The organism is Kocuria sp. CPCC 205297 (genome assembly GCF_040981035.1).
Classification (GTDB): Bacteria; Actinomycetota; Actinomycetes; order Actinomycetales; family Micrococcaceae; genus Kocuria; species Kocuria marina.
Genome location: NZ_JAVKPY010000001.1, coordinates 123,962 through 141,711, shown reverse-complemented (window position 1 = coordinate 141,711; position 17,750 = coordinate 123,962). Strand labels below are relative to the sequence as shown.

Annotated in this window: 15 protein-coding genes; 7 read left to right on the top strand and 8 right to left on the bottom strand. The window is 70.0% G+C overall.

The window, feature by feature from the left end; translation table 11 throughout:
• Positions 1 to 41 precede the first annotated feature (41 nt).
• The 6 genes from RF650_RS00695 to RF650_RS00670 form a co-directional block, all read right to left on the bottom strand.
• Positions 42 to 1,475 carry a dicarboxylate/amino acid:cation symporter gene (locus RF650_RS00695; RefSeq protein ID WP_368813832.1) on the bottom strand — a complete coding sequence of 478 codons (1,434 nt, stop codon included), beginning with the start codon at positions 1,473 to 1,475 and terminating at the stop codon, positions 42 to 44.
• 112 nt (positions 1,476 to 1,587) lie between these two features.
• Positions 1,588 to 3,324, bottom strand: a complete 1,737-nt coding sequence (locus RF650_RS00690; RefSeq protein ID WP_368813831.1) for a DUF885 domain-containing protein — start codon at positions 3,322 to 3,324, stop codon at positions 1,588 to 1,590.
• A gap of 176 nt (positions 3,325 to 3,500) precedes the next feature.
• Complete coding sequence (locus RF650_RS00685) at positions 3,501 to 4,661, bottom strand: MauE/DoxX family redox-associated membrane protein (RefSeq protein ID WP_368813830.1); 1,161 nt, start codon at positions 4,659 to 4,661, stop codon at positions 3,501 to 3,503.
• Positions 4,662 to 4,711: 50 nt separating this feature from the next.
• Positions 4,712 to 5,035 carry an acyl-CoA carboxylase subunit epsilon gene (locus RF650_RS00680; protein ID WP_242670450.1) on the bottom strand — a complete coding sequence of 108 codons (324 nt, stop codon included), beginning with the start codon at positions 5,033 to 5,035 and terminating at the stop codon, positions 4,712 to 4,714.
• Entirely contained in the window at positions 5,032 to 6,612 is a 1,581-nt protein-coding gene (locus RF650_RS00675; RefSeq protein ID WP_064846904.1) for an acyl-CoA carboxylase subunit beta, read from the bottom strand. Before RF650_RS00675 ends, RF650_RS00680 begins: the two co-directional genes overlap by 4 nt.
• Positions 6,613 to 6,764: 152 nt before the next feature.
• On the bottom strand, positions 6,765 to 7,055 hold the full coding sequence (locus RF650_RS00670) for a YciI family protein (protein WP_064846905.1): 291 nt from the start codon (positions 7,053 to 7,055) through the stop codon (positions 6,765 to 6,767).
• Between the two features lie 126 nt (positions 7,056 to 7,181).
• Between RF650_RS00670 and RF650_RS00665 the strand changes: the two genes are divergently transcribed.
• From RF650_RS00665 to RF650_RS00650, 4 genes are read left to right on the top strand one after another with little or no spacing between them, the layout of a single operon-like run.
• Entirely contained in the window at positions 7,182 to 8,108 is a 927-nt protein-coding gene (locus tag RF650_RS00665) for a biotin--[acetyl-CoA-carboxylase] ligase (protein ID WP_206399366.1), read from the top strand.
• Positions 8,105 to 8,716: a hypothetical protein gene (locus RF650_RS00660; RefSeq protein ID WP_064846907.1), complete on the top strand. Its 612-nt coding sequence runs from the start codon at positions 8,105 to 8,107 to the stop codon at positions 8,714 to 8,716. Before RF650_RS00665 ends, RF650_RS00660 begins: the two co-directional genes overlap by 4 nt.
• Entirely contained in the window at positions 8,709 to 9,869 is a 1,161-nt protein-coding gene (locus RF650_RS00655; RefSeq protein WP_064846908.1) for an adenylate/guanylate cyclase domain-containing protein, read from the top strand. The genes RF650_RS00660 and RF650_RS00655 overlap by 8 nt, the downstream gene beginning before the upstream one ends.
• Positions 9,866 to 10,783, top strand: coding sequence for a PP2C family serine/threonine-protein phosphatase (locus RF650_RS00650; protein ID WP_064846909.1), 918 nt, complete (start codon positions 9,866 to 9,868; stop codon positions 10,781 to 10,783). The genes RF650_RS00655 and RF650_RS00650 overlap by 4 nt, the downstream gene beginning before the upstream one ends.
• Before the next feature lie 135 nt (positions 10,784 to 10,918).
• Here RF650_RS00650 and RF650_RS00645 read toward each other — a convergent pair whose 3' ends face one another.
• Positions 10,919 to 13,033: an acyl-CoA dehydrogenase gene (locus RF650_RS00645; protein ID WP_131333972.1), complete on the bottom strand. Its 2,115-nt coding sequence runs from the start codon at positions 13,031 to 13,033 to the stop codon at positions 10,919 to 10,921.
• On the bottom strand, positions 13,033 to 13,734 hold the full coding sequence (locus RF650_RS00640) for a TetR/AcrR family transcriptional regulator (protein WP_242670448.1): 702 nt from the start codon (positions 13,732 to 13,734) through the stop codon (positions 13,033 to 13,035). The genes RF650_RS00645 and RF650_RS00640 overlap by 1 nt, the downstream gene beginning before the upstream one ends.
• A gap of 72 nt (positions 13,735 to 13,806) precedes the next feature.
• Here RF650_RS00640 and RF650_RS00635 point away from each other — a divergent pair, with 72 nt between their 5' ends.
• From RF650_RS00635 to RF650_RS00625, 3 genes are read left to right on the top strand one after another with little or no spacing between them, the layout of a single operon-like run.
• On the top strand, positions 13,807 to 15,216 hold the full coding sequence (locus RF650_RS00635; protein WP_131333253.1) for an acetyl-CoA C-acetyltransferase: 1,410 nt from the start codon (positions 13,807 to 13,809) through the stop codon (positions 15,214 to 15,216).
• A gap of 50 nt (positions 15,217 to 15,266) precedes the next feature.
• Complete coding sequence (locus RF650_RS00630; protein WP_131333252.1) at positions 15,267 to 16,649, top strand: 3-oxoacyl-ACP reductase; 1,383 nt, start codon at positions 15,267 to 15,269, stop codon at positions 16,647 to 16,649.
• Positions 16,650 to 16,653: 4 nt separating this feature from the next.
• A complete protein-coding gene (locus tag RF650_RS00625) occupies positions 16,654 to 17,730 on the top strand; it encodes a MaoC/PaaZ C-terminal domain-containing protein (protein WP_131333251.1) in 1,077 nt (358 codons plus the stop codon).
• Positions 17,731 to 17,750: the final 20 nt, after the last annotated feature.

The following is a 17,750-nucleotide window of genomic DNA, read 5'->3' as shown; positions in this document are numbered from 1 at the left end:
GGACCGCCCCGTTCACAGAAAGTGCCGGTGGTCGGTGGCGCCTACTCGGTGCGTTGCCCGTCCGACGGCGCGGCGGGAGCGTATGCGTGCGAACCCTGCTCACCGGAGTGGGCGGGCTGCTCCGTGAGGGCGGCGTCGTCGTCCTTGAACGGCTCACCCGAACGTGGGGCGTCGTAGAGCCGGGTGTCCAGGATGCCTTCGCGCTTGGAGACGATCGTGGCCACGAGGGCCTGACCGGTGACGTTCAGGGCGGTGCGGCCCATATCCAGGATCGGGTCCACGGCGAGCAGCAGGCCCACGCCGTCGAGTGGCAAGCCCAGCGTGGACAGCGTCAGGGTCAGCATGACCGTGGCACCGGTGGTGCCGGCGGTCGCGGCGGAACCCAGGACGGAGACCAGCGCGATCAGCACGAAGTGCATGGGGGTCAGGGGCACGCCGTAGAACTGCGCGACGAAGATCGCGGCGATCGCCGGGTAGATCGCGGCGCAACCGTCCATTTTGGTGGTCGCACCCAGCGGGATCGCGAAGGACGCGTAGTGCCCGGGGACACCCAGGTTGCGCTCGCTCACGCGCTGCGTCATGGGCATGGTGCCCAGGGACGAACGGGAGACGAAGCCCAGCTGCATGGCGGGCCACACGCCCGAGAAGAACTGCTTGACGGACAGCCCGTTGAGCTTGATCAACAGGGGGTAGACCACGAAGGCCACGAGCAGCAGGCCCACGTAAACCGTGATCACGAACTTCACGAGCGAACCCATGGAGGTCCAGCCGTACTCGAACACGGCGCGGCCGATGAGCCCCAGGGTGCCCAGGGGAGCCAGGCGGATGATCCACCACACGACCTTCTGCATGATGGCCAGCGCGGACTGCATGAAGGTCAGGAACGGCTCGGCGGCCTTGCCGACCTTCAGCGCGGCGATGCCGATCACGAGCGAGACCACCAGGATCTGCAGGATGTTGAAGTTCACGGCGGTGGTCACGGTCTCCGGATCCACGACCTTGGAGCTGGTCTCCAGACCCAGGAAGTTCACGGGGATCAGGCCCTTGAGGAACCCGAGCCACGAGCCCTCGCTGCCGGAATACGTGCCGGGCTGTTCCTGGCCGGTGCCCACACCGGGCTGCGTGATGACACCGAGCAGCATGCCGATCACCACCGCGATCAACGCGGTGATGGCAAACCACAACAGGGTCTTCCATGCGAGGCGCGCGGCGTTGGAGACGTCACGCAGGTTGGCGATGGAGGAGATCACGGCAGTGACCACGAGCGGGACCACGGCGGCCTTGAGAATGGTGACGTAGCTCGTGCCGATCGTGTCCAACGTGGTCATGAGCCAGTTGGGGTTCTCCTCGGGGTCGCCACCCATGGCAGCGGCCAGCGATCCGAGGAGAAGACCCAAAATCAGAGCGATCAGGATCTGCCACCCGAACGACGTCATCCACCGCGGGAGACGGTGAGTACTTTCTGCGGAATTCATGCGCCCAGGATAGGCCCGGGCATCCTAAACGGCACGGGCCACATGACGAAATATGACAGCGCGACACGGGAATAAAATCCCGCACCCTGAAGAATCCCTGAGAATCCGCCGACTACAGGGCCAAGGCGTACGAGAGTGTGTCCAATCCCACGGAGCCCAGGCGCAGTGCGCGGGCATGAAACTGCCTGAGGTCGAAGTCCGCTCCCTCGCGCGCCATGGCCTGCTGCCGGGCGTCGAGCCACATCTGCTGGCCGATTCGGTAGGACGGCGCCTGACCCGGCCATCCCATGTAGCGCAACCATTCGAAGCGCAGCACGGAATCGGCCATCGCTACGTTGTGGCGCAGGAACGCCCAACCGTCGTCGGAGGTCCAGGTCTCACCCGCGCGCGCGCCGCCCAGCAGGTCCCCGAGCACCTCCGGGATCTCGAAGCCGCAGTGGAATCCCACGTCGAAGATCACGCGCACCGTCCGCAGGCGCTGCGAGTCGAGCATGCCCATCCGATCCCCGGGGTCGTCCAAGAAGCCCAGCTCGGCCATAAGTCGCTCGGCGTACAACGCCCAGCCCTCGCCGTGACCGGAGACCCAGATGCCCATCCGGCGCCACCTGTTGAGCTCACCCGCGTTCGCCAGGGCTGTGGCGATCTGCAGGTGATGACCGGGGACACCCTCGTGGTAAACCGTGGTGGTCTCCTCCCACGTGGCGTGCTGGGAGACGTTCTCGGGGACGGACCACCACATGCGCCCGGGCCGGGTGAAATCACCGCTCGGGGGCGTGTAGTAGATGACGCCGTCGTGCGTGGGGGCGATCCGGCACTCGAGTTCGCGCATGGGCTCGGTGATCTCGAAGTGGGTGTCCGCGAGGGTGTCCAGTGCGGCGTCCGATAGCCGCTGCATCCAGGCCTGCAGCTCCTCGGGGGAGCGCAGTTGCCGTGCGGGGTCCGCGGTGAGGGCGGCCATGGCCTCGGGGATGCTCGCTCCCGGCTGGATCTGCTCCGCGATCCGGCGCTGTTCGGCATCCAGCTCGAGCAGTTGCTGCACCGCCCAATCGTAGACCTCGCGCGGGTCCAGCCGGGCGCCCAGGAACGAGGCGAGGTGCAACCGGTAGTCGTCAATCCCGCACGCGTCCGATTCCCGCGCACCGGGGGCGAACTCCTCGCGCAGTGCCCGGGCGACGCCGCGGTACGCCTCGCGCGCAGCGTCCGCGGCGCGGCGCAGCTCCTCGCGAACGCACTCCGGCGCGGCGGGGTCGTTCGTGAGCATCGCGAAGGAGCCCTCGTTCGACGCGTACTGCTCCGCCTGCTGGGAGGCCTCCACGATCTGCGGGGCAGACGGCGGGCGGTCCAGTTCCACGGCCTCGCGCAGGCCCTCGAGGTACTGCCCCAGGGCCGCGGGGATATTGGCCATCCGGCCGGCGATGTGCTTCCACTCCTGCTCCGTGTCCCGCGGCATGGCGTCCAGGATCTGCCGGATCTCCTGCACCGGGGACGCGATGTTGCTGACCACGGACACGTCCAGGTTCGCCTCGTGGCGGTCCAGTTGCAGGCGCAGCTCGTCGCTCAGCGCGTGCAGCGTCACGCGGTCCACGTCGTCCTGGGGCTCCGCCCGCTCGACGAGCTCGAGCGTGGTGCGGGCCAGTTCCGCGGCGGCCGCGCGGCCCGCGGGCCCGTAGTCCGGGTAGTCGGTCTCGTGGCCGGGAATGCCGTTGAACGTGGCGGCGCTGGGATCCAGGGCCATGCAATGGTCGAAGTAGGTTTCTGCGAGGGTGTCCACGGCGGTCGCGGAGCGGTGCGTGGTGCCCAGGGGGGCCAGGGGTTCGCGGCTCTGCGGGGTGGAGTCGATGTGCGTCACAGAGTGTCACCCTAGTCACGCTCCGGCCGGCGGCAAGCACCCTGGCGAGTCCGACACGCCCGGGCGGTGTGCGCTCGCACGTCGGCGCTGTCGCAATTCGGCGCGGCGACGGCGCGGTTCCCTCGGCACCGGGGAGCGCGCCGGTGTGGCCGCCGCGAAGCACCGGGGCCGCGAGTTCAGCCCGCGAATCGTTCCTCGAGTTCCGCGAGCAGCTCGAGCACTGCGTCCGTACCCGCGACCGGGCCGCCGGCGAGCAGCCCATCCGCACCGAGCACGACGACCCACGGGGTACCGGGGTGCTCGAACATGGCGCTCACCTCGTGCTCGCGGTCCACCAAACACGCTGCACTCAGGCTCGGAGGGAGCAGATCTCGGTCCTCCTCGCGGGCCACCACGGCGTGCACCGCGACCGGCCCCAGGTGGTCGGGCATCCCCGCCGCACGGTCGATCGCGGGGGCGCATGCCCCGCACGAAGGACTCACGTGGACCAGGGCGCGCGCTGCGGTGGCGGCCAGGCCACGCAGGGTCACCGGGTTACCTGCGGCGTCCGTGAGCCCCGCGTAGGGAATGGGCAAACGCACGTAGACGTCGGGTTCTTCGGGGGCTTTGGAAATGCCGGCCGGTCGAGGGGCTGCGGAGCCTCCCGCGGGTCGAGGCGCGACGGCGCCGGGGACCGTACCCGCCGGTGGGCCCGCCTGCGCGGGGACCGGAGTACCCGCCGTGGACGCGTAGGCGGGCGCAGCGGCGTCGTCGTGCGAGGAACCCGGCAGCGGCGGGATCCCGGCGAGCGCGTGCGGGTCACCGGCGCGGGACGGACCCGGGCGTTCGCTCCACAGGCTCACGAGCATGAGTCCCACGGGGATCGCGACCGCCACGACGACCCACCACGGGACGTCCAGGACCGGCCCGTCGTAACCGCCCACGGTGACGAGCAGCAGGGCCAGGACGGCCACGATCGTGAAGGCGAGGTTGCGCACCACGGTCCGCCTGGACACCGGGGCACGGGACAGAGAGCCGAAGCACCCGCACGAGGCGGGATCCGACTGCCGGGTGCCGCGGAACACCGCGGCCGTGAACACCGAAAACAGCACCGTGGCGGCGGAGGCCGCGGCCCACAGCACCACCCCGGAGGCCAGCAGGAGCGCGATCGCCAGGACCAGTTCGAGCCACGGCAGGACACCCTGTAGCCAACGCGCCGTGAGGGGCGTGGGCAGGGACGTCAGCAGGGACGGGCCGGTGGAGGGGGAGACGAGCTTGGCCACCCCGCTGATCAGCAGCACGAGGGCGAGTGAACCCAGGGAGGACGAGGAGATGACAGCCACGGAAACAATATCCATTTCGATGCATCCTCCTCGTATGCGCTGACAAGGGGGGCGGCGGACTGGGCTCAGCGATCGGGCAGGGTGCGCCGCCACGCACCGCGCCCCGGTCGCAACCGCAGGCCCAGGCGCAGTCGCCGGGTCTGGGACCGCGGAGGCTTGGGTGCGCGGGAGGGCTGGGCGTCCTGCGCCGCGGCCTGCGCGGAGAACACCACAGTGAGCGCGGCTAGCTCCTCCGGGGTCGGGTTGCCGTGGGTGACCGTGAACAGGGGGTCCTGGCGACTCGTGGTCTCGGGCAGCGAAGCGACCGCCGCGGTCCCCGGATCATGGGCGGGACGGGACAGGTCACCGGCCGCCCGTGAGGCCGGTGAGTTGTTCTCGGCCGTGCTCACAGCGGGATGTTCCCATGCTTCTTGGCGGGGGTGGACGCGCGCTTGTCCGCGAGCCCGCGCAGGGCCCGGATAATCTGCTCGCGGGTCTCGGACGGGCAGATCACCGCGTCCACATACCCAAGTTCGGCGGCCTGGTAGGGGTTGAGCAGGTCCTCCTCGAACTTCTGCGCGAGTTCGGCGCGCAGCTGCTGGTCCTCACCGGTTTCCTGGGCGGCCTTGAGGTCCCGGCGGTAGAGGATCTCCACCGCACCCTGGGAGCCCATGACACCGATCTGGGCGGTGGGCCACGCGAGGTTGATGTCCGCGCCCAGCTTCTTGGACCCCATCACGATGTACGCGCCGCCGTAGGCCTTGCGAGTGATGAGCGTGACCAGGGGGACCGTGGCCTCCGCGTACGCGTAGAGCAGCTTGGCCCCGCGGCGGATGATCCCGTTGAACTCCTGGTCCGTGCCGGGCAGGAACCCGGGGACGTCCACGAATGTGAGGATCGGGATGTTAAACGCGTCGCAGTGACGCACGAACCGCGCGGCCTTCTCGGAGGCCGCGATGTCCAGGGTCCCGGCGAACTGCATGGGCTGGTTTGCCACGATCCCCACGGTGTGACCCTCAACGCGGGCGTAGCCCACCATCACGTTGGGGGCGTAGAGTTCCTGGATCTGCATGAAGTGCCCGTCGTCCACGACCGTCTCGATCACGGTGCGCATGTCGTACGGCTGGTTCGCGGAGTCCGGTATCAAGGTGTCCAGGGCGAGGTCCTCGTCCGTGACCTCTTCGACCTGGTCGTGGTCGAGCACCGGGCTGTCCTGCAGGTTGTTGCCGGGCAGGTACTCGAGCAGCTCGTGGACGAAGTCGAAGGCGTCCTGCTCGTCCGAGGCCAGGTACGCGGCGGTGCCTGTGCGCTCGTTGTGGGAGCGGGCCCCACCCAGGGTCTCCATGTCCACGGTCTCACCCGTGACGGTCTTGATGACGTCTGGGCCCGTGATGAACATGTGGGAGGTCTTGTCCACCATGACCACGAAGTCGGTCAGTGCGGGGGAGTAGGCGGCGCCACCGGCGCACGGGCCCATGATGAGCGAGATCTGCGGGACCACCCCGGAGGAGCGCACGTTCATGCGGAAGATGTCCGCGAACATCGCCAGGGAGGCCACGCCCTCCTGGATGCGCGCGCCGCCGCCGTCGTTGATCCCGATCACGGGGCAGCCGTTGCGCAGCGCGAACTTCTGGACCTTGACGATCTTCTCGCCGTTGACCTGGGACAGGGAACCCCCGAACACGCCGAAGTCCTGGGAGTAGACGGCCACGAGGCGCCCGTCCACGGTGCCGAAACCGCTCACCACGCCGTCACCCAGCGGCTTCTTCTTCTCCATGCCGAACATGGTGCTGTGGTGCACGGCCAGGGCGTCGAACTCCACGAACGAGTCGGGATCCAGCAACATCTCGATGCGTTCCCGGGCGGTGTTCTTCCCGCGCGCGTGCTGCTTGTCCACGGCCGCCTGTCCGGACGGTACAGCGGCCTCCTCGCGGCGCTGCCGGAAGTCGGCGATCTTGCCTGCTGTGGTGGACAGGTCGTGGCTCATAACACCTCGCGTCATCGTGATCGGTACTGGTTGGGCGTACCGCGAGCCCTGGGAACGCCCCCCAGTGTAGTTGCAGGGCCCACATGCGCCTTTGTAGAAGTCCCACAACGCAGGCCGGTGCTCTTTCGACGGGCGCGAGCGTCCCGGGTCCCTCAGGCGGAGGTGTCGGACCCCACCGAGCCGATCGTCACGGTCCATTCCCGGATCGTGTGCTCCGTGACCACACCGTGGACCACCAGGGGGTCCTCGGCGATGATCCGTTCGATCTCCTCGGCGCTGTCCGCGCGCAGGACGATCAATGCGGCGTCACCTTCCAAGGGCCCCGAGACGATCACGACGCCGCGCTCGTGCAGTTCGCGCAGGAACGCGCGGTGGGCGGGGCGGTGCTCGGTCAGGATGTCCTGCGGGCCGCCGTAGACGTAGTTCAAGGCGTAGACGCTCATACCGGGTCCTCTCGTGGTGGCGCTGGCTGGTCCCAGCATATGCCCGGCTCACGACGCTAGACATAAACTTGCCGTACCGCCCCGTCGTCGACATGCGTCGTCGGCACAGTCATGTGAGGAGTACCCATGGAAGCCACCGAGGACCGGCCCGCCGCGGATTACCGCGCCGCGGAGCTGGACGGGGCGCTGCGCGGCCACGGGTGCCGCCTCACGATCCTGGACAGCGTCCCGTCCACCAACGAGTGGCTCGTCGAACAGCTCTCGCGGGACGCGGCGCACGACGCCGCCGGGGCACCGCTGCGAGCGGTCGTCGCGGGATTCCAGAGCCGCGGCAAGGGGCGCCTGGACCGCAGCTGGTTCACCCCCGCGGGCACCGCCGTGACGTTCTCGGTGGCCCTCACGCCGCGGGAGCGCTCGGGCCGCGCGTGGCCGCAGGACCTCCTGCCGTGGCTCACGCTGATGCTCGCGCACAGTGTCACGGCCACCGTGCGCGAGCTGACCGGCGTCCCCGCGGCGGTGAAGTGGCCCAACGACGTCCTGATCCGCGAACGCAAGGTCTGCGGCATCCTCGCGTCCCTCGTACCCTCGCCCCCCGGTGCCGCACACCAAGGACCCACCGTGGTGCTCGGCGCGGGCATCAACGTCCAGCAGTGCCACCTCCCGGTCCCCGGCGCCACGTCCCTGCGCCTCGAGACCGGGAACGACGCCGCTGTCCCCACGCGCAGCGCGGTGCTCACCGGGGTGCTCGCCCACTTCTCCCGCGCCCTCGACCGCGCGAGCGTGGACCCCGCCGCGCAACTCGGGCCGGGTGGGGAACTGCGACGGGAGCTCGAATCCGCTCTCGACACCCTGGGACGCCGCGTGCTCGTGCACCTGCCCGGGCGCAACGCACCATTGCCCGCCACCGCCGTGGGGCTGGGAGCGTCCGGTCAGCTGCGCGTGCGCGACGACGACGGCCGCGAGCACGAGTACGGCGCGGGCGACGTCGTCCACGTGCGACCCGGCCCCCGCGCCCCGGAGGACGCGGGACACGAGAACGAGAGGCCCCGATGACACGCTCGCGCCGCGCCCTGGACCTGGCACCGGGGGAGGACACGGTCGTGGCCACCCGCGCCCACCCCTTGAAACTCGTGGCCCCGGCGCTCGCCGCGTGGGCGATCGTGTTCGGTTATTCGGCCCTGCGCCGCGTCCTGGACCTCACGTGGCGGCCCACAGCCACCCCATGGACCACGCTGCACGCGTTCGTGGGGTGGCTGCTGCTCATCGCGGCATTGCTGCTCGCGTGGCGGTTCGTGCTCTCGCCCGCGTGGCGCTGGCTGCGCACGCGCTTCGTGCTGACCACCGCGCGGCTTGCCCTCGTGGGGCCCCCGGCACGGGACGGCGCGGTGTTCCTGCCCCTGAACGAACTGCGCTCGGTGCGCGTCACGCGCGGGGCCACCCGGCCCGGCGAGGCCCGCGAGGGCCTGGACCGCGGCACCGTGCTCGCGGACTTCGGGGGCCTGGGCGGGCTCAAACTCGCCAGCTGCCCGCAACCGGCCCGCTTCGCCGCGTTGGTCCGCGAGTCCGCGGCGGACGCGGGCAACTACAGTGGTGGAGGCAACACGGCCGGACCGGGGTATCCCGGAACCCATATCGCCCAGCAAGGAGGACCGCGTGGCTGACGACCCCTCGGAGCACACGGACGGATACGTCACCGGGCCGCAGACCGAACAGCTCAACCTGAACGTGCACAATCCGGTGCAGTCCAACCTGTACGGGTCGGAGGAGTCCAAGGCGGCGGCGCGCCACCTCGACTCCCTGTTGTTGGGTTCGCAGCGTCACCTGCGGCGCCGGGAGGCCGCGCGCGAAGCGGGGCTGTCCACGGCGTCCGCCCGGAAGATCTGGCGTGCCCTGGGCTTCCCGAACCTCAGCGACGACGACGTCTACTTCACGGGCGAGGACGTCCGGGCCCTGCGGGTGGTCTCCAACCTCGTGCAGGAGGAGAAGCTCAGCGAGGAGGCCGCGCTGTCCCTGGCCCGCTCCGTGGCGCAACTGACCGACCGCATGGTCGTGTGGCAGATCGAGGCGCTCGTCGAGGACATGGTGGCCCACCGGGACATGACGGACGCCCAGGCACGGCGCGAACTGCTGCGCATGCTCCCGGAGGTTCTCGAACCGCTCGAGAACCTGCTCGACTACGCGTGGCGCCGTCAGCTCTCCGCAGCCGTGCAACGACTGGCCATGCGCGGTGAACGCGCGGACGGGTCCACGGTGAGCCTCGGGATGGCGGACCCGGACGTGGGCTCCTCGTCCCTGCCGCTCGCGCGCGGCGTGGGGTTCGCGGACCTCGTCTCCTACACGTCCCTGTCCCGGCAGATGAACGAGCGCACCCTGGCCAACCTCGTGCAGCGCTTCGAGAAGCGGTGCGCGGAGGTGATCTCGATCGGCGGTGGCCGCGTGATCAAGACCATCGGCGACGAAGTGATGTTCCTGTCCGAGACCCCCGAGGGCGGGGCGCAGATCTCGCTCGCCCTCGCCCGCGTGATCAAGAACGACCCCCTGTTGCCGCAGGCCCGCGTCGCGTTCGTGTGGGGGCGCGTGCTACCGCGACTCGGTGATCTCTACGGGCCCACCGTGAACCTCGCGTCCCGGCTCGTGGCCCTCACGGAACCCGGGGGTGTCATGGTGGACGCCTCCACCGCCCGTGTGCTCGGCGGCGACGACCGGTTCGTGCTGACCCCGCAACCCACCCGCAACGTGCGCGGCTTCGGGGACGTGCGCCCCGTGTCGATCACCCAGGGCCACGGGCCCTTTCTGGAAGACGAGGTCGAATGACCGTTCCCCTGACCATCCGATCGGGCGGTGTCACCGATCGGGGACTGCGTCGTGAGACGAACGAGGACGCACTGATCGTCACGGACACCATGTGTGCCGTCGCGGACGGGATGGGCGGTCACGAGGCCGGTGAGGTGGCCAGCGCGCTGTGCGTGTCCACGCTGGGTGGCTCGGACCTGTTCTCGCTCGACGACTTCCGCGACTACGTGATCGTGGAGCCGGCACCCGGATCGGACGTCGCCCGGTTCCGCGCGACGATCGACCGCCAGCTCAAGCTCGACCCGGACGTGCCCAATGAGGCGCTGGAGGCCGTGCACCGGGTGCGCTCGGTGCTGTGGGAATCGGACCAGGCCATCCAGGCCCAGTGCGGCACGCGCGCCGGGACCACGGTCACGGGTGCGTGGCTCGTGGAGATCGCCGGTAGCTGGCTGTGGCTCGTGTTCAACGTGGGGGATTCGCGCACCTACCAGCTCGTGGGCCCGCCCGTGGGGGAGCCGCCCACGACCGAGACCGGACCCGTGGGCGTGACCCAGCTGACCGTGGACCACTCCGAGGTGCAGTACCTCGTCTCGATCGGCCAGCTCACCCCGGCCCAGGCGCTCGTGCACCCGCGGCGCAACGTCATCACGCGCGCCCTTGGCACGGGCCAGATCTGGGAACCGGACGTGATCGTGGTGCCCGCGGTGCCGGGGCAGCGGTTGCTCATGTGCTCCGACGGTCTCACGGGGGAACTCTCGCCCGCGCACATCGCCCGCGTCCTGCACTCGGTCCCGCACCCCAAGGAGGCCGCAGACGTCCTGGTCCAGGCCGCGCTGCGCACTGGTGGCCGAGACAATGTCACGCTCGTGGTCGCGGACGTGCTGCGCGCGGACGACCCCCGCGCCAACACCACGTCCATCCCCAGGATCCGCTGAGTTCACGTCCCGGGCATCGCGCGGCCGGTGCCTGGGCACGCTCGCGTGCGCGCCTCAACCCGAGCGTTTCGTTCGCAATGAAACGCTCGGGGCGCGGCTCACGCGGACGCGGAACCCCCGCGCGAGCCGGCCGGGTCAGGCGTGGTGGCCGCGGGTCTGGGCGCCCGGGTCCTTGGCGGGCTTGGGCTCCTTGACGGGGGCCTTGCCGCTCGCGCGCAACCGGCGGTAGTAGTCCGCGGCCTCCTCCTGGCGCTCGGCCTCCACCGTGCCACCGATCTCAGCGCGCAGCAGCTCGGGCGAGAGCCCGAACGCGTCCACCAGCTCCAGGGAGTAGGGGCGCAGGCGCTCAATGAGGCGGTTGATGTAGGACTCCAGAGCGCGGCCGCGGCGCATCGAGAGCCGACCGTAGGAGAGGTACCACGCGAGGTCCTGCTCGATCAGGTGCAGGCCGAAGAGGTCCCGCAGCCACGTGAGCACGCGCTTGGTGTCCGGGTCCTCGATCTTCTCGAGACCAGCGGTGAACGCCTCCCACTGCAGCAGCTGGGCGTGGGAGCGGGCAGCCTCGAGCAGCCGGTTCTGGTTGTCGTTGAACGCCTTTGCCTGCTCGGTGCGGGACTTGCGGGACACGGCCCGCAGCTCGTCCGCGATGTCGCCGATCATGGTCTGCACCCGGTCGGTGAGCAGCGCGCGCTGGGCCGCGGGATCGCGCAGGGCGTTGACGGACTTGCGGGAGTCCCCGGTGTCCGAGAACGCCTGGGTCAGCTTGCGCAACCCGGAACGGTTGAAGCCGGCCTCGGTGGCGCGGTCCGCCACGTAGCGGGCCATCACGCCCACGTCCGCGTTCTTGAACTCCGCCGAGTAATCGTTGAGCAGGCGCTTGGCCACGAGCTGCAGCAACACGGTGTTGTCGCCCTCGAACGTGACGTAGACGTCCAGGTCCGCGCGCAGTTCCACGAGCCGGTTCTTGGCCAAGAAGCCCGCGCCACCGCACGCCTCGCGGCACTCCTGCAGCGTGTCTAGGGCGCTCCACGTGGACATCGGCTTGAACGCCGCGGCCAGGGTCTCGAGCTCCTGGCGGTTGCCGTCGGACTCATCCTCGCCGGAGAACACCTCGTGGAACTTGTCGAGCAGCTGTTGGTGCGCGAAGGTCATCGCGTAGGTCTCGGCGATCCGCGGGATCAGCCGGCGCTGGTGGCGCTGGTAATCCAGCAGCGTCTGCTCCTGGATGTCCGAGTCCGTGGTGAACTGCCGACGCTGCTCGGCGTAGCGCACCGCGATGCTCAGCGCGGCCTGGTTCGCGACCGTCGCGGCGCCGTCGAGGGACACGCGGCCCTGCACCAGCGTGCCGATCATGGTGAAGAAGCGCCGGCCCGGGGACGGGATGGGGGAGGAGTAGACGCCGTTCTCGTCCACGTCCCCGTACTTGTTGAGCAGGTTGGTGCGGGGCACGCGCACGTGGTCGAAGTGCAGTCGGCCGTTGTCGATGCCGTTGAGCCCACCCTTGCGGCCGTCGTCCTCGCCGCCCACGCCCGGCAGGAACTCGCCGTTCTCGTCCCGCAGGGGCACGTAGAGGCAGTGCACACCGTGATTGGTACCGTTGACGATGAGCTGCGCGAACACGGTGGCCGCGCGGCCGTGCACCGCGGCGTTGCCGAGGTAGTCCTTCCACGCGGCCTTGAACGGCGTGTGGATCTCGAACTCGTCCGTCTCCGGGATGTACGTGGCGGTGGTGCCGATCGAGGCAACGTCAGAACCGTGGCCGATCTCCGTCATGGCGAACGCACCGGGCATGCTGAGGTCCAGGATGGAGGGCAGCCACTTCTTGTGGTGCTCCTCGGTGCCCAGGTTCAGCACGGCGGAACCGAACAGGCCCCACTGCACACCGGACTTGATCTGCAGGGACGGGTCCGCGAGCACGAGCTCCTCGAACGCGGAGAGGTTGGCGCCGGGGCTCATGGCCCCGCCCACGCTCTCGGGCATGCCCAGGTACTGGGGCCCGGCATCCGCGAGCAGCTTGAGCTGCTCGAACGTGACGTTGCGCTGGTCCGCGAAGGACTGGTCGTACTGGGACTGGAAGCGGGGATCCTTCGCTCGCTCGCGTGCCGCCTTGCGTGCTTCGGGCCAGCGGCCCAGCAGGATGGCGCCGAGCTCGGCGGTGTCGATCCCGGACGGGGTGGTGGCACCGTCCTCGGGCAGGTCTTCGATACGGTCGGTATTGGGAACTGTTCCGCTGACCGAGGTAATGGACATCATGACTCCTGACGGTTCTCTGGGACGGGTGGTTTACCCGTCGTCCTGATGGGGGAAGTTGGTGGTGCGGATTCACTGCCGGTCACGGGGCGCAGGCCCTCCACGGCCCACGTGGTGATGATCCGACTCATGGTGTGGCGATCCGGTTTCGCGGTATCGCCGCCGAGTTCGAGCCAGGCCTCACCCGCACCGCGGACCATGCCCACGGTGGAAGCGGCCCAGCACTTCAGGACCCCCTCGGGCGTGGCCCGGCTGCCGTGGTGGCGCATGTGCTGCTCCATGAGCAGGTCCCTTACGGAATCCACGAAGCGTTCGATCGAGGAACCCCGTTCCGTGGGTGCGGTCACCACGAAGCGGTAGACCTCACCGGAGGCCGCCACGGACTTGAGGTACTCGGAGACGAGGGCGTGGATCATGGCGGCGAACGTGTCCGCTTCGCTGGCCGCGGCCACCATGCGTCGACGCATCCGGGTCACGAAGTACTCACCCACCGCGGCCTGCACACCGGCCTTGTCCTTGAAGTAGCGGTAGAAGACGGATTTGGAGGTCCCGCACGCCGTGGCGATCTCCTCCATGGACAGCGCAGCACCGTTCGCGGCCACGGCGTCGCGCGCGGCCGTGATCAGTTCGATCCGCCGCACGGCGCGGTGCCGCTGCCAACGCGAGCTCCTGCCGTCCACGGGGTGCGTGACCTGTTTCACGATACCGAGAGTATCAGCTATTCTGGATCCCGAGTGATCCAGATCGCATAAATTCCCCGAAAGGAACTACGCATGAGCGAGAACACGCAGAACACGGCACCGTCCACCCCGGCCACCGGAACCGGTTCCGAACCCGCCAAGCGAGTTGCGGCCCCGGCCGCCTCCTCCGCGCCGCAGGGCGGAGCGACGGGAGCCCGCGCCGTCGTCGTGGCGGGCAACCGCATCCCCTTCTCCCGCGCGGGCGGGCCGTACGCGAACGCGTCCAACCAGGACATGCTGACCGCCGCGATCGACGGGCTCGTGGCCCGGACCGGGATCGCGGGCGAACGCCTGGGCGCCGTGGCGGCTGGTGCCGTGATCAAGCACTCCCGGGACTTCAACCTCACGCGCGAGTCCGTGCTGGGCTCCGCGCTGGACCCCGCGACCCCGGCCTACGACGTCCAGATGGCGTGCGCCACGGGCATGGAGACCGTGAGCTCGATCGCCAACAAGATCCGGCTGGGCCAGATCCAGGCCGGGATCGCCGGTGGTGTGGACTCGTCCTCGGACGCTCCCATCGCCGTGAGCGAGGGGCTGCGCCGCGCGCTGCTCAAGCTGCAGCGCGCCAAGACCACCGCTCAGAAGCTCAAGGCGTTCAAGGACCTGCGCCCGGGCGACCTCGCGCCGTCGGTGCCCTCGTCCGGTGAGCCGCGCACGGGCCTGAGCATGGGTGAGCACCAGGCGCTGACCACCCAGAAGTGGGGCATCACACGCGAGGCCCAGGACGAGCTGGCCGCGGCCTCCCACCAGCACCTGGCCGCCGCGTACGAGCGGGGCTTCTTCGACGACCTCGTGACCCCGTTCAAGGGTCTGACCAAGGACAACAACATGCGCCCGGACTCCACCGTGGAGAAGCTGGGCGGGCTGAACCCGGTGTTCGGCAAGAAGCTCTCCGGTGAGGCCACCATGACGGCCGGCAATTCCACGCCGCTCACGGACGGTGCCTCCACGGTGCTCATCTCGTCCGAGGAGTGGGCCGGTGAGCACCACCTGACCCCACTCGCCGAGGTCGTGGACAGCGAGGCCGCCGCGGTGGACTTCGTGACCGGCAACGAGGGCCTGCTCATGGCCCCGGCCTACGCCGTGCCGCGTCTGCTGGCCCGCCACGGCCTCACGCTGCAGGAGCTGGACCTCGTGGAGATCCACGAGGCGTTCGCCTCCACCGTGCTGTCGATCCTCGCCGCATGGGAGTCCCCGGAGTTCTGCAAGGACCGCCTGGGCCTGGACGCGCCCCTGGGTTCGGTGGACCGCGCCAAGCTCAACGTCAACGGGTCCTCACTCGCCACTGGGCACCCCTTCGCCGCCACGGGTGGTCGCATCGTTGCCTCCACCGCCAAGGAACTGGCCGCACGTGCCAAGGAGACGGGCAAGCCGCAGACAGCGCTGATCTCGGTGTGCGCCGCCGGTGGTCAGGGTGTGGCCATGCTGCTGCGCTCGGTCTAAGCGAGTTCACGGCCACGGCGAGACACCACGATTTCTGGGAGAGGACACAAGTGACGGACACATATCTGGACATGGTCAATTCGGGGCTGGGCAAGCAGCTCGCCGGCAAACTGGGCCTCCCGCGCCCGGTCACGCTGCGCCGGTTCACCGCGGACGGGGACTTCCCGAGCGGCTCCGTGCTCGTGCTCGGCCGGGGTGCGGCGGGCGACGCCGCGTCGTCGGCCCTGCTCGGCTGGGACCTGGACGTGCGCCGGCACGCTCAGGACGTGGACCGGGTGGGTGCGGTGGTGATCGACTACACGGAGGTCGACAGCCCCGCCGATCTCGCGGACGCCGCCCTCGAGCTGGCCTCGGCCGTGCGCAAGCTGCGCCCGGGCGGGCGGGTCATCACGCTGTCACGACCGGCGCCCGGGATCGGGACCGGAGCGGCGTCGGGCACGCTGCCCGGCGCGCGGCAGTTGACCCCGTCGCAGGCCGCGGCGCGCCAGGGTGTCGTGGGCATGCTGCGCTCGATCGCCCAGGAGATGCGCGGCGGCGTGACCGCCAACGGCATCCTGCTCGCGGACGGCGTCGCTGCGGACGCTCCCGGTGTCACGGGCGCCCTGCGCTTCTTCCTCTCGGGCCGCAGCGCGTACGTGGACGGGCAGTTCCTGACTGTGGGTGACGACCGCGGGGACGCGGACGTGGACTGGGTGCACCCCGTCGCGGGCAAGGTCGCAGTGGTCACGGGTGCCGCACGCGGGATCGGCGCGCAGGTCACGCGTACGCTCTCGGCCTCGGGTGCCACGGTCATCCCCGTGGACGTGCCCGCCGCCGGTGACGCGCTGAGCAAGCTCGCCAACGAACTGCGCGTGCCCGCGTTGCAGCTGGACGTCACGGACCCGCAGGCCGGACAGAAGATCCTGGACCTCGCGGTGTCCCGGTACGGCCGGCTGGACCTCGTGGTGCACAACGCGGGCATCACGCGGGACAAGATGCTCGCCAACATGGACCAGGCCAAGTGGGATTCCGTGATCGCGGTCAACATCGAATCGCAGTTGCGGATCACCGAGACCCTGCTCGCCTCCGATCAGCTGGGCCCGGCGCCGCGCATCGTGTGCCTCGCGTCCACGAGCGGCGTGGCGGGCAACCGCGGTCAGACCAACTACGCCGCCTCCAAGGCCGGGGTGATCGGTGCGGTGGCCGCCACGGCACCGCTGATCGCGGAGAAGGGCGGGACCATCAACGCCGTGGCTCCCGGGTTCATCGAGTCGGACATGACGGCCAAGATCCCGGCGGCCCGCCGCCAGATCTCCCGCCGATTGAACTCCCTGCAGCAGGGCGGCACGCCGGAGGACGTGGCACAGGCCATCACGTTCCTGCTCTCGGACGCCGCCGGTGGGATCAACGGTCAGACGTTGCGCGTGTGCGGCCAGAGCCTCGTGGGAGCATGATCGTATGAGCACTCCTGACCCGGTCCTGCCCACCGTTCCCTCCGACTACGAACTCGTCCAGCCGGCGGGTTCGGTGAAGCTGCCCGCGCTGTACGCGTCCGCGGGGGCGCGCGCGGCGTCGGCGGCGGCTTCCGACGCCGCCGCAGCGGCCACGCACAAGGTGCTCCCGGCCCTGCGCGACTCGCCCGTGGGGCGCGTGCTGCCCGGTGCGCTGCGTAAGCCCCGCACGGAACGCGTGGGGGCTGCCCTGCAGGTGCCGCGCGTGGCCCACGTCGTGGAGGACGTTAGCGCGGAACCCGAGTGGCATGAGAAGTTCTGCCGCGTGGTGCACGCAAGCACGCATCCCGTGGCCCCGGGGTCGCAGCACACCACGGTGTTCTCGGGTGCGCTGCACGCGCTCGCGTTCCCCGTGGCCATGTCGGTGCTCACGCGCAAGGACTTCCCCCTGCCCGTGCTGGGCATGGTGCACCTGAGCAACACCATCCGCCACGTCACGGACGTGGCCGTGGGGGAGCGGCTCACTGCCACGGCGTGGACCGAGAATTTGGGCACCCACCGGTCCGGGACCACGGTGGACGCCGTGGTGACACTGTCCCGCGAGGGCGGGTCCGTGGTCTGGGCCGGGCGCTCCACGTACCTGGCCAAGGGCGTGCACACCGCGATCGCGGACGACGGCGCGCGCGTTCCCGAGGAGTCCTCCCACGAGCGCGCACCGTTCGATCCGCCGCAGCAGACCGCGCAGTGGGTCCTGGGCGCCGGGACCGGGCGGGACTACGCGGCGGTCAGCGGCGACTACAACCCCATCCACCTCTCCGACCCGTCCGCCAAGGCGCTCGGGATGAAAGGGGCGATTGCGCACGGGATGTACACGGCCTCGCGCGCGCTGGCGCTGACCGGCGTGCCCGCGGAGGTCCCCTTTGCGTGGTCCGTGGACTTCGCCGTCCCGGTGCAGCTGCCAACTACGGTGGCGGTCTCGGTGAACGACGACGGTCGGGGCGCCCACTGGCGCGGTTCCCGCGTCCTCGTGTGGGACCCCAAGCGGCAACGTCCACACGCGGAGGTCACGGTCACGGCCCTGTGACCGCTCGCTGATCCGCCTGA

Excerpts from the sequence above, each read along its gene's own strand:
- RF650_RS00645 (WP_131333972.1), bottom strand. The coding sequence starts at position 13,033 with ATGTCCATTACCTCGGTCAGCGGAACAGTTCCCAATACCGACCGTATC.
- RF650_RS00665 (WP_206399366.1), top strand. The coding sequence starts at position 7,182 with ATGGAAGCCACCGAGGACCGGCCCGCCGCGGATTACCGCGCCGCGGAG.
- RF650_RS00685 (WP_368813830.1), bottom strand. The coding sequence starts at position 4,661 with ATGGATATTGTTTCCGTGGCTGTCATCTCCTCGTCCTCCCTGGGTTCA.
- RF650_RS00675 (WP_064846904.1), bottom strand. The coding sequence starts at position 6,612 with ATGAGCCACGACCTGTCCACCACAGCAGGCAAGATCGCCGACTTCCGG.
- RF650_RS00625 (WP_131333251.1), top strand. The coding sequence starts at position 16,654 with ATGAGCACTCCTGACCCGGTCCTGCCCACCGTTCCCTCCGACTACGAA.
- RF650_RS00695 (WP_368813832.1), bottom strand. The coding sequence starts at position 1,475 with ATGAATTCCGCAGAAAGTACTCACCGTCTCCCGCGGTGGATGACGTCG.
- RF650_RS00650 (WP_064846909.1), top strand. The coding sequence starts at position 9,866 with ATGACCGTTCCCCTGACCATCCGATCGGGCGGTGTCACCGATCGGGGA.
- RF650_RS00660 (WP_064846907.1), top strand. The coding sequence starts at position 8,105 with ATGACACGCTCGCGCCGCGCCCTGGACCTGGCACCGGGGGAGGACACG.
- RF650_RS00670 (WP_064846905.1), bottom strand. The coding sequence starts at position 7,055 with ATGAGCGTCTACGCCTTGAACTACGTCTACGGCGGCCCGCAGGACATC.
- RF650_RS00635 (WP_131333253.1), top strand. The coding sequence starts at position 13,807 with ATGAGCGAGAACACGCAGAACACGGCACCGTCCACCCCGGCCACCGGA.